Raw genomic sequence first — 11,242 nt, forward strand, 5'->3', positions numbered from 1 at the left:
GCTATGACACCAGAGCTATTGTACAAAGAGTTTTTTAATTTCGCTCCCACGCCTTTAATTGTGACCGACAGTAAGGGAGAAATTAAACTCATAAACGAGCAAGCGCTTACCTTATTAGACAACAAAGCACTAGAATTTTCCGGGTTAAATTTCTGTGATTTTATTGATAATTCCTTCTTGAAAGATTATCTCCATCCCAAAACTAGTTTCTCCTTTGAGGAATTTCTAAAAGTTTACCAGACCGAACATAAGCATTGGGTAAAAAGTAAGGAAGGCAGGACTATTTACGCCGACATTAAAGCCGTCGCCACTGGATCAGGAGATGATGCATTTTATATTTGGACCTTCGATCCCATTGAAATAAGTAAGAAGTTATCTTATGATTTAAAAGAGCGAGTAAAAGAACAACTTGCTATATTAAATGTGATTGAAGTATTCTTTCAAAACTCCGATATTCACACCGATTTAAAACTTTGTTTACCGGCTATTCAAGCGGGCTGGCAATACCCCAAAGTAACCGCCGTTCGTATTGTACTAACGAGTGGGGAAGAATTTGCTACTGCTAATTTCCAGAAAACAGAATGGCTTCTGCAAGCAAAGATAATGAGTGCTACTACTCATTTTGGCTTTTTAGAAGTCTGCTATTTGCAAGAAATTCCTACCTATGGCGGCTCTATATTCTTGTATGAAGAAGAAAGATTAATTTTCGTACTCGCCCAGTTGTTAGGAATCTTTATCGAACGGTGGCAAGCTTTTGATCAAATCGAGTCGGATGCTGCGCGATTAAAAAAAATTACCAGCCAAGTACCAGCCAACACGTACCAGTTTGAAATCCTATCCAATGGCGGTATTAAAGTTCTTTTCCTAAACAAAGGAAACGACCCCTATAATTACACGGCTGAATTTAAGGATTTCGAAGATGATCCCAGTAAAATACTAGAAGTAATATACGAACCAGATAAGATCAAATATAAGGAAGCTTTCTTGAAAGCGAATGAGACAAAAGATTTTCTTAGTGTTTATTACAGAGTGGTTTTAAATGATACCATCAGATGGAGATGGCTTAGAGCTATTCCTGAAAATACTACTAATGGGAAAACAATGTGGTATGGAGCTACTCAAGATATAACCTCCTTGGTGGATTACATAACTTCCATTGAGCAAATGTTATTTGACACTTCGCATATTATGCGCAGACCTATTGCTAATATATTAGGAATTACCCAGCTAATTAAAAGCGGTAAATTAACCGAAGGTGAATGGCTCTACCTGGCAAAAAGTCTACTAGAAGCATCGAAAGAATTAGACTTTTTTGTGCAACAACTTAATATATCCTATGAGAAGAAAAGAAAACTCAATCAAGACTTGGATATTAACTTTTCAGCGTTAATTGATAAAAGAGCAAGTTTTTTTGACCGCCCAACTCAGCCCTAAATTTGGGGGGTGAGGGGAGCAGAAGGCAAATTTATAGGCCGATGGCTCGGGTTTAATCCGGCTATTATTTATCTCTGCGAATCCATCTCAAAAATCAACTTGCCTTTTTATTTATGGAGATGGCAGTTTGAGAAAGTACCTCCCTCTAAAACGTCGTTCTACTGGGAGCAATGTTCCATCTCGTTTTTAGGTCGTTTCCTAAGATGAAATTTCCCAACATGAATTGATGACCAGATAGTTTTAACAAGATTAAATTTATTTGTACTTTGGATAAATTGGACGAGACTAGAATAATATCTTTCTCAGCAGCTAAAAAGGTGACGGCCTTCTTATTTCCCACAAGCCTTAATCATCCATACCATGCGGTTTTCTTCTCTTTTTCTCCTGTTGCTCCTGACTCGTTATTTGGTCTTTGCACAAGCCTATAAACCTCCTCACTTGGAGAAAAAAGGAAGTACCATGCAACTGGTAGTAAAGGACAAGCCCTTTTTAGTTTTGGGAGGAGAGCTGCATAACTCCACGGTATCCGGAGCCGCTTACATGCGACCCGTATGGGCCCAAATGAAGCAGAAATACCTCAATACAGTATTGGTCCCGGTATATTGGGAACTCATCGAGCCGGAGGAAGGCAAGTTTGATTTTGCCTTAGTGGACAGCTTGATCTACGGGGCCCGGAAACAGAACCTGCATTTGGGTATTCTTTGGTTTGGGGCTTTTAAGACTACCTATTCCACTTACGTTCCTTCCTGGATAAAGACCAATTCAGCTAAATACCCCAGGGCCCAGAATAGCAAGGGCGAACGCTTACCCCTGTTGTCCGTTTTCTCTGAAGCTAATTTAAAAGCCGATGCCAAGGCTTTCAAAACTCTCCTGCAGCATATCCGGCAAGTGGATGAGCAACACCAGACCGTGATTATGGCCCAAGTGGAAAATGAAGTAGGCATCTTTAATAACCCGCGGGATTATAGTGAAGTGGCAACTAAAGCTTACCAACAAGGTGTTCCGGCTGATTTAATGCGCTATTTGGCGGCCAATAAAGGTAAACTGCAGCCGGAGATGGAGACTGCCTGGAAGGCGAACGGTTACCAAGCTTCGGGCAGTTGGGAGAAAGTATTTGGGAAAAGTGTGGTGGAGGAGAAAAACCCCCAAGTCTTTTCTTATTTACCCGAAGAATTGTTCTCCGTCTACCAGTATACCAAGTTTGTGGGGCAACTGGCCGCGGCCGGTAAAGAAGCTTATCCGATTCCCCTGTTTGTCAATGCCTGGCCCAAAGCCGTAGGATTTACGGGAATACCGGGCAAGTGTAAGCTTCCCCAAAAATAGAACTGTTCAGGAAGAGGAAAAAACTTAACTTAGAACAGTACTTATGAAAAGAAAGATCTTTAGTCCCCAACAAATTGCTAAAATTCTCAAGGAATTTGAGGATGGTAAAAGTGCGGCCGAGATTAGCCGAGAGCATGGAGTGAGTCAAGCGGCTTTTTACAAATGGCGGCAACGTTACAACGGTATGGATGCGACCGAGCTGAAGCGGCTCAAGGATTTAGAAGAAGAGAACCGGCGGTTGAAAGCCATGTATGCGGAACTAGCCTTAGACTTAAAATTAGCGAAGGAGATCATCGAAAAAAAGCTTTGAAGCCCTGCCAAAAGCGACAGCTGGTGGAAGAGGTTTACCAGCAACCACAAGCCGGCATCAGCAGGGCGTGCCGGGTATTGAGCTTAAGCAAGTCGGTTTACTATTATCAAGCTGTTAAAGAGGACCAACCGGTGGAAGAAGCTTTACGGCAGAAAGCCGAGCAGCATCCCCGAGAAGGTTTTTGGAAGGTCTATGTACGGTTACGTAAAGAAGGCCATCTTTGGAATCATAAACGGGTTTATCGCATCTACACCGCTTTGGGTTTAAACCTGCGTCGTAAAGCGAAAAAGCGTCTACCCGCCCGCATCCAACAGCCCCTGCAAGTACCGCAGACATTGAACTATACTTGGTCGATTGATTTTATGAGTGATGCTTTGCTGAACGGGCGAAAGTTCCGCTCTTTCCATGTGCTAGATGATTATAACCGGGAAATCTTGCATATTGAAGTGGACTTTTCTTTGAAAAGCAACCGGGTAGTTTGGGTACTGAATCACCTATTAAAGCGAAGAGAAAAACCAAAACAGATCCGAATGGATAACGGACCAGAGTTTGTGGCTAGCTTAATGAAGGAATGGAGTCAGGTCCAAGGGATAGAATTTAAATATATTCAACCCGGCAAGCCAACGCAAAACGCCTTTGTAGAACGGTTTAACGGTACCTTCCGCCGAAATGTACTTAATGCTTACTTATTTGAAAACCTGGAGGAAGTAAGAGAAATTACGGCGACTTGGCTCGAGGATTACAACCATAAAAGACCACATGATGCTTTGAATGGAATGGCTCCCGTTGAATATGCTAGAAAAAAGCAGCTTAGTAAAGTAGTATCACCTTAATTAGAATTTATAATTGTAACCAGTTCTAAAAACGGGAAGCTTACACTATTAATGATCGTACTATATAAAGAAACAACTAAAATATTATACTTATGGAAACAAGCAATGCAAAAACAGATACTACTAAAAACCCCTTATTGCCGCATACTCAGCGAAGAAATTTACTAATACTGGCTGTGGTATTTTTAATTCTTCTGGCCGGTATTTGGATTTGGAAAACAGTTCAACTAAATAATTTTAAAAAACAGGCCGCCACTGAGAAACAACAGTTACAAGATCAGGCTAGCAAGATGATTATTAACACGCACCAGGAACATCTCACTCTCTTGGCCAAGCCTTTCGTGTAGGCCGTGCGGACGGAAATGTTGAACAAGAATATTTCTCAGGTAAACCAATATGCCAACGAGCTCGTGAAAGAAAAGAACTTCCAAAGTATCGTGATCACGAATGAAAAAGGCATTATTATATCAGCCACAAATAAAAAACTGGAAGGTAAAGATTTTGCCACCGTAGGAGATAAAAATTACTTATCCGGTAGTACTACCCAAGTTAACCGGGTAAAAAATCAACTAATTACGACCAGCCCCATCATGGGATTTAATAGCCGCATCGGTACGGCCATCTTAACTTACAATTTACAACCAACTAATTTTAATTAAATCTCCCGAACAGGCTTCCTCAGAATTGTAAAATTTGCTTCATCTTTTTTGGAGCGGAATTATTCTAGAGAAAGTAAACGTGTAAATATTTTTAAAATTATCACCGTCACCGTAATTGTCAGGTATAAACGCAAATTTTTGTGGATCTATTAGAGTTGTTTTCCCTTATTATTTCCTTATCTGCCGTTCTGGCTTTTTTAAATATAAAAGTTTTAAAACTGCCAGGTACTATTGGCCTGATGATATTAGCCTTGCTCTTATCTCTGGTGATATTACTAGCCGGCAGTATTGCTCCGGAAGGAGTTAGTTTTATTCGCAAAAGTTTGACCCAGCTTAATTTCTCTAATTTTTTGTTAGACTTTATGTTGGGTTTTTTACTTTTTGACGGCGCCCTTCACACCGACATTGAGAAATTACGCCAGGCCCGGCGCCCCATCATCGTGTTTGCTACTGTTGGTACTTTGTTGTCTACTTTTTTGGTAGGCTCTTTACTTTACTTGTTGCTTCCTTATTTGTATCAGCCTGTTGCGTACATTTACTGTTTACTATTCGGGGCTCTTATTTCACCCACTGATCCGATTGCTGTTTTATCTATCCTGAAAAAAGCGGGTATTGCCGAATCTGTTGAAACCAGTATTACCGGCGAATCTTTATTTAACGATGGCGTGGGAGTAGTTATCTTTTTAACGTTTTTTAATTTTGCCCGGCAAGGAGCCAGTGACATAGAACCCATCGAAATTTTAGAATTATTGTTAACTGAGGTGGGTGGGGGCATTTTGTTAGGTTTACTGCTCGGCTACGTGGTTTTCCGGATGCTGAAATCCATTGACCACTATCAAACAGAAGTACTATTAACCTTAGCGCTGGTGATGGGCGGCACGGCTTTAGCTCCACTTTTTCATTTTTAGGGCCCTTTAGCGATGGTAGTAGCTGGTTTATTTATAGGGAACAAAGGCAGCCTAGAAGCGATGTCCAAAACCACCAACGATTACATTCATAAATTCTGGGAAATGATCGACGAAACTATGAATGCTATTTTGTTTGTGTTAGTTAATTGGGTTAGAATTAGTTCTGATTCCCATTCATCGCGCTTATATATACGTTGGCTTAATTTCAATCGCTCTTATAATTCTGGTTCGGTATGTATCTCTGGCTTTACCTTCTTTTGCTTTTCGGTTTAAAGATAGATACTCGGCGAATACCTTAGTAGTAATGACTTGGGGAGGTTTGCGGGGAGGTATTTCTATTGCGCTTGCTCTCTCGCTGGAAACAGAGATGGAGCGTAATCTGATTGTTTCTATCAACTACATGGTTGTTCTGTTTTCCATTATTATACAGGGTTTAACCTTAAGTAAACTAGTGCAAAAATTAGCCTGAATTATTTGATAGTTTAGGTATGCGGAACATTACCAAACAGAATTAAGAAAATTCCTAATTAAAGAGAACTTTTAACTTCTAGCAATTAATGCCCGTAATTATATATATTCTTCTTAACCAGATTTACTTTTGTTTCGATGGCAGGAATTTAAATCTTAATTAAAGAAACCCTCTTTTCTAGTTTACAGTAAGCGATTATGGTTATACAATTTAAACCAACCTGGAAATTAATTAAGCTTACTTTTATAAAATTTACCCAGGACAGCCCTCTGGATTCCGCTGCCATCATTGGATTTTATACTATTTTTTCCTTACCAGCGGTACTCATTATTATAATTCGGATAGCTGGTGCTGCCTTTGGTCAGGAAGCCGTTCGTGGGGAAGTAGTCAGCCAAATAAGTGGCATTGTGGGCCAGAATAGTGCCGAGCAAATTCAAACTATTATTGAAAATGCCAGTCTATCGCCTTCCAACACCTTTGGTACCATAGTGGGCGTATGTACCATGGCCTTTGCTGCCACTACAGTATTTGTGGCGTTGCAAAATGCCTTAAACGCGATGTGGGAGGTAAAAGCCAAGCCCGGTAAAAGTTGGGTAAAGTTAATCATCAGCCGGCTTCTTTCCTTAGCCATGGTAGTTAGTTTAGGATTCTTACTGGTGGTATCCTTATCAATCGAAGTTATTTTGGGACTCTTGAACGATTATATCCGGCAAGCTTTTTCGGGTGTTGCCATTTTTTTGGTAATGGCAGGTAATCTATTAGTTTCCTTTTTAATCAGTACGGCTATCTTTGCCACTATTTTTAAGGTTTTACCCGATGTAAAAATACGCTGGACAAATGTATGGATAGGGGCCATTGTTACGGCCGTTCTTTTTGTAATTGGGAAATATGGAATTAATCTTTATTTGCAATACGATCCGTTAAGTGATACTTACGGGGCAGCCAGTTCTATGGTATTATTGGTAGTGTGGGTGTATTATACTTCTATTATTTTGTTGCTCGGAGCAGAATTTACCCTAGTCTATTCTCGGGAAAAAGACAATGGAATACAACCTGCCGAGTATGCCGTAAAAAAAGAACATACTAAATTGGATCACGATATTTAAGATTTATTCTACTTGTTTTTAGAATTTAAGACCTGTCTTAATGATTCATAATCGTTTAGTGTCCGGAGAAAATTACCTTCAAATTCTATTTTTTTTATCAAAATTAATTTTGCTTCGTATGTAAAAAATAAAACCCCACTTGTTTCTAAACATTGGCAATCTTATTTTTTGTCTATCAAAGAAAAAACTTGGAAAAATAAAGCTAGAATTATTAAACACATTTTTATTAAAACCTAATACAAAAAGGCATAAATCTTTTAACCGGAAACAGAAACTTTCCATGTCTTGGTTATAGTATTGTTTTTACTTCAATATTTTTATTTTCTAGGTGCTGTTTAAAGATAAAATGATGAAAGAAACTACGTGGCCTTCACTTAGTTTTCTATGGAGATTCTTTTCGATAACATGCCTAATCCTTTTGCCTATTTTATGCCCCTCTTTGCTTTGCTTATTTTGGGTGAGGCATACATCAGTTACCGCGAAGACCGCGAACTTTATTCTTTCAAAGATTCAGTCGCCAGTACCTGGGTTGGCGTAGGAGCCGCAGTGTTTAATACTGTAACGAAGGCTTATCAAGTTGGGATCTTTTTTTTGTTCTACAATACTTTTGAACCGCTTCGCATCGAATACTTGGGCTACGACAATTTAGGTTGGGCCTGGTGGGTTTGGGTGCTTTGCGTAATTGGCGATGATTTTAATTTTTACTGGCACCACCGCTTCTGTCATACCATCCGAATATTCTGGGCGGCGCACGTGGTGCATCATTCTTCGGAAAAATTCAACTTAGGCACGGCCTTTCGCAACGGCTGGACGATTTTCCTTTATAAGCCAGTTTATTGGATCTGGATGCCAATGCTAGGTTTTCACCCGGTATTGATTGCACTGTGCATGTCTTTTAATTCGATATACCAGTTCTTTTTGCATACCACCTTGGTACCCAGATTAGGCTTGTTCGGTAAAATATTTAACAATCCGTGGGTACACCAGGTGCACCATGCCCGCAACATCGAGTATCTGGACCGTAACCACGGGGGTATTTTCCTTATTTGGGATAGGCTATTTGGTACGTATTTAGACAAGGATGAACAACTGGAGACGCAATTCGGCGTATTACGTCCTCCTACGGGGTACAACCCTATTACCCTGAATTTTCATGAATTTACCGATATCTGGAAAGACGTAAGAAAAGCAAAAACCTGGCGCGAAAGAATAATGTACGTGTGGGGCCCACCCGGCTGGAGCCCGGATGGTAGCCGGAAAACGGCCAAGCAGTTACAGAAGGAATGGAAAGCTAACCAGAAAATACATTAGGAGGTATTTTGTTGAAAAGGGACAACAAATAAAACCTATACACCACTGCTAAAGAAAGTAAGGTACTTGCTTTTAGTAAATACCTTTTAGTAAATACTATTTTCTTGCTTCAAAGGTCTTACACGAATTCCAGAAAAAGCTTATTGTTAAAATTATCCATAAGCTAGTAAAAAAGTCAGATAGCAAAAAGTAAAACGTAATTGTAGCCACTCTTAATTAGTATATTGGCCTCGCTTATAGGCTAAAAGCCAGTTATTTACCAGCCACTCTTATTTATTTACCTAAAACAGTTCCTGCCTGGCAATCCGATTCAATCCAAAGAACCGATCAGATTCGGGAAGCCAAAGTTTTGATCCTTTACAGGAAAAATACAATTAAAATAAAAGTTATATTTATAAAAAAGTCCTATAAATAAACAATTATACTACACGGTGCGTATATAAATGTAGAATAATTAGTAAATATTTATTTAGTATCAAGGATTACGAGAAAGTCAAGTATTTAGTAAGTCCATCATTCAGCTGTCTAGTATCGAAATAAGCTGACAAAACAGGCGCAAACAGGCCTTCTTTAAGACCACTTGGGAACCAATTTTAGTGTAAAGCACAGGTATCCTCTTTTTAATAATTGTTACTAATTAATACTAGTTAATTAGTAAGAGAGTACTTACTGCTTTTCTTGAACAATACATTAGTTAAGATAATGGCCAAGGCCGCGGTTCTGATTATGCTTTGATTTGAGCTTACAATCCTTGTTCCTAGCAACACAGCAATAGATTCTGCTAAACAAAGCCGCAGCTTACCTGCTGTATTATTGCTCTTGTATTTTGAGTAGTGATACTAACACTAAAATGTATAAATATTTAAATACTTGCTCTATATATATTATAAATATACTGAATCAATTAAATACACTTAAAATTTAAAATCATGGTAAAATATTATTTTTCTCAAAGATTATTAGGCATAGGTCTTGCTATTTTCTTATTTCTAATTACTAGTCATGTACAAGCACAGGATAATAATCCCGGACCTAAGTTTGGCATTAAAGGCGGACTTAATTTTTCTCAGCTCTATGTAGATCAACCAAATGCCGAGGACGAAAATGCGAAAGTAGGGTATCATTTTGGTATTTTTGGTAAAGTGCCCCTTACCAACTTTTTAGCCATTCAACCAGAAGTTCTTTATTCCAACGTAGGTTCTAAAATTACTTACGGTGGCTCAGACTTCGAAAACCTTTTTGGTATTGAACCCGGAGAAGTGCGGTTTAATTTAAACTATATCCAGGTACCGGTTGCCTTAGCCATCAACATTGGTCCTTTAAACGTGCACGCCGGGCCTTATTTAGCTTATTTAATGTCCGCTAACGTGAAAGACTTGAAAACTTCGGACTTAAATTCAAATGACATTAAAGAGTTAAAGACCGATGATTTTAACCGTTTAGACTACGGAGTAATGGGTGGTGTTGGCTTTGATGTAAGAGGCTTAACTATAGGCGCTCGTTATAACTATGGTATGCGCGAAATTGGTAACAGTGGTTTGGCCGGAAGCTTAACTAATGACTCTAAGAACTCGGTGGCACAGATTTACATTGGTTTTGGGTTGTAAACGTCCGCCATCTATTTTCATAAGCCCTAAATTTTGTATAAGCCTTGGTCCTAATCGAGGATTAAGGCTTTTTTATTCTTTTTATTCGCACGAATATGAAATTTAAATTCTATCTCCTATTTGCCTTTTTAATGGTTAGTCTACCTGGTTTGGCGCATTACAAAACTGTGACTTTTAATTATGAACGCGCCTATTTTGACGATGGTCAGCCGTTACCGGCCGAAAGCAAATTCATAATTTCGGGCCAAACTACCCCCAATGTGGAAATAGTAGAAGTAAAGATTTTTCATTCTACTAATACTGATAAAGCACCTTTTTACCAAAACTCCTGGGAAAGACGACCCACCAGCCCGGTAGGTATTTTCTCCATACCAGTAAATCAACCTTTGCGAGGTGGGGAAAAGTATACCCTTTTGCTGAATTATTATTCTAAAATTACTACAGACCAGCAACAACAGGTACTTAGCCAGATTAATGCTGCCTTAAATGCTTACATTGATCAGTCGTACCAAGTAGACCGGGCCAGTGTTACGGCGCTGGAGCATCCCAGAACCATGCGAAGTGATTTAAATGCCATTGTGAAACAAGGGCTATCGCTGCATCGGAACCAGATTAATTATTCTTTCCCAGGATTTTCAGATTTAGTGTATCAAAAGTTAAAACAAATCGGAGAGTTAAAATTAAGCAAAGCCCGGTTTAATATTTTTACTAAGGAAGACGATAATATTAAATCGGTAAGGCTACGCTACGCTCAAGATCAGATTGAGGCGCTAAAAACATTGGTAAACCAGGAAGTTTCGCAATACGGCGGGGTGCAGATGTACGCTATTACCGATAGTAAAAAAATAAGTGATTACAACACCCAGAAAACAAAGAACGCCTTAGCAATTAACGTGGGTTACGGAGGAGTATATAATTCAGGCTCTTTCAATAATTTATCTTACGATGCCGCACCGTACGCGGGTATTTCCATACCCTTAGGCAAGGAGCCGTTTTCTTCGACATTCTGGGCTAAGAGCAGTATTTCCACAGGAGTGTTTTTACAGAACATGAAGTTTGGGAATGGAAATGTGGCAACTGGACCCTTAGTTCATCGTCCGGTTTACCTGGCCTTGGGTTACCGCATATTGCCCTTCATCCGGTTTAACGCAGGAGCTACGGTATTGCAAAATAAAGTAACGGGTACAGCTACCAACGACCTGAATCTGGATAAGGTTTACATCCGGCCTTTTGTTGGTTTAAGTATGGAAATCAATTTATGGCTTAACTTAAACCGTTGATC

12 protein-coding genes are annotated in these 11,242 nt (G+C 39.4%); all 12 read left to right on the forward strand.

Features of this window, described 5'->3' with window-relative positions:
* Positions 1-3: 3 nt before the first annotated feature.
* Positions 4-1,434: a hypothetical protein gene (locus HUW48_RS07250; protein WP_182415040.1), complete on the forward strand. Its 1,431-nt coding sequence runs from the start codon at positions 4-6 to the stop codon at positions 1,432-1,434.
* Positions 1,435-1,794: 360 nt separating this feature from the next.
* Complete coding sequence (locus tag HUW48_RS07255; RefSeq protein ID WP_182415041.1) at positions 1,795-2,757, forward strand: beta-galactosidase; 963 nt, start codon at positions 1,795-1,797, stop codon at positions 2,755-2,757.
* A gap of 43 nt (positions 2,758-2,800) precedes the next feature.
* A protein-coding gene (locus HUW48_RS07260; RefSeq protein WP_394368414.1) for an IS3 family transposase occupies positions 2,801-3,900 on the forward strand; the annotation gives its coding sequence in 2 pieces (ribosomal slippage) (positions 2,801-3,062 and positions 3,062-3,900; 1,101 coding nt in all).
* A gap of 92 nt (positions 3,901-3,992) precedes the next feature.
* A complete protein-coding gene (locus HUW48_RS07265; protein ID WP_182415042.1) occupies positions 3,993-4,247 on the forward strand; it encodes a hypothetical protein in 255 nt (84 codons plus the stop codon).
* Between the two features lie 15 nt (positions 4,248-4,262).
* Positions 4,263-4,559 (forward strand): hypothetical protein, encoded by a 297-nt coding sequence (locus HUW48_RS07270; protein ID WP_182415043.1) that lies wholly within the window; start codon positions 4,263-4,265, stop codon positions 4,557-4,559.
* Between the two features lie 140 nt (positions 4,560-4,699).
* Positions 4,700-5,467: a cation:proton antiporter domain-containing protein gene (locus HUW48_RS27455; protein ID WP_317173775.1), complete on the forward strand. Its 768-nt coding sequence runs from the start codon at positions 4,700-4,702 to the stop codon at positions 5,465-5,467.
* A gap of 60 nt (positions 5,468-5,527) precedes the next feature.
* A complete protein-coding gene (locus HUW48_RS27460; RefSeq protein WP_317173776.1) occupies positions 5,528-5,740 on the forward strand; it encodes a hypothetical protein in 213 nt (70 codons plus the stop codon).
* Complete coding sequence (locus HUW48_RS27465) at positions 5,670-5,936, forward strand: cation:proton antiporter domain-containing protein (RefSeq protein WP_317173803.1); 267 nt, start codon at positions 5,670-5,672, stop codon at positions 5,934-5,936. Before HUW48_RS27460 ends, HUW48_RS27465 begins: the two co-directional genes overlap by 71 nt.
* A gap of 197 nt (positions 5,937-6,133) precedes the next feature.
* On the forward strand, positions 6,134-7,042 hold the full coding sequence (locus HUW48_RS07280; RefSeq protein WP_182415044.1) for a YihY/virulence factor BrkB family protein: 909 nt from the start codon (positions 6,134-6,136) through the stop codon (positions 7,040-7,042).
* A 384-nt stretch (positions 7,043-7,426) separates the two neighbouring features.
* Complete coding sequence (locus HUW48_RS07285) at positions 7,427-8,353, forward strand: sterol desaturase family protein (RefSeq protein ID WP_182415045.1); 927 nt, start codon at positions 7,427-7,429, stop codon at positions 8,351-8,353.
* A gap of 929 nt (positions 8,354-9,282) precedes the next feature.
* Positions 9,283-9,960 carry a porin family protein gene (locus HUW48_RS07290; RefSeq protein WP_182415046.1) on the forward strand — a complete coding sequence of 226 codons (678 nt, stop codon included), beginning with the start codon at positions 9,283-9,285 and terminating at the stop codon, positions 9,958-9,960.
* Between the two features lie 95 nt (positions 9,961-10,055).
* A complete protein-coding gene (locus HUW48_RS07295; RefSeq protein WP_182415047.1) occupies positions 10,056-11,240 on the forward strand; it encodes a hypothetical protein in 1,185 nt (394 codons plus the stop codon).
* The last annotated feature ends 2 nt before the right edge of the window (positions 11,241-11,242 follow it).

The organism is Adhaeribacter radiodurans (genome assembly GCF_014075995.1).
Classification (GTDB): domain Bacteria; phylum Bacteroidota; class Bacteroidia; order Cytophagales; family Hymenobacteraceae; genus Adhaeribacter; species Adhaeribacter radiodurans.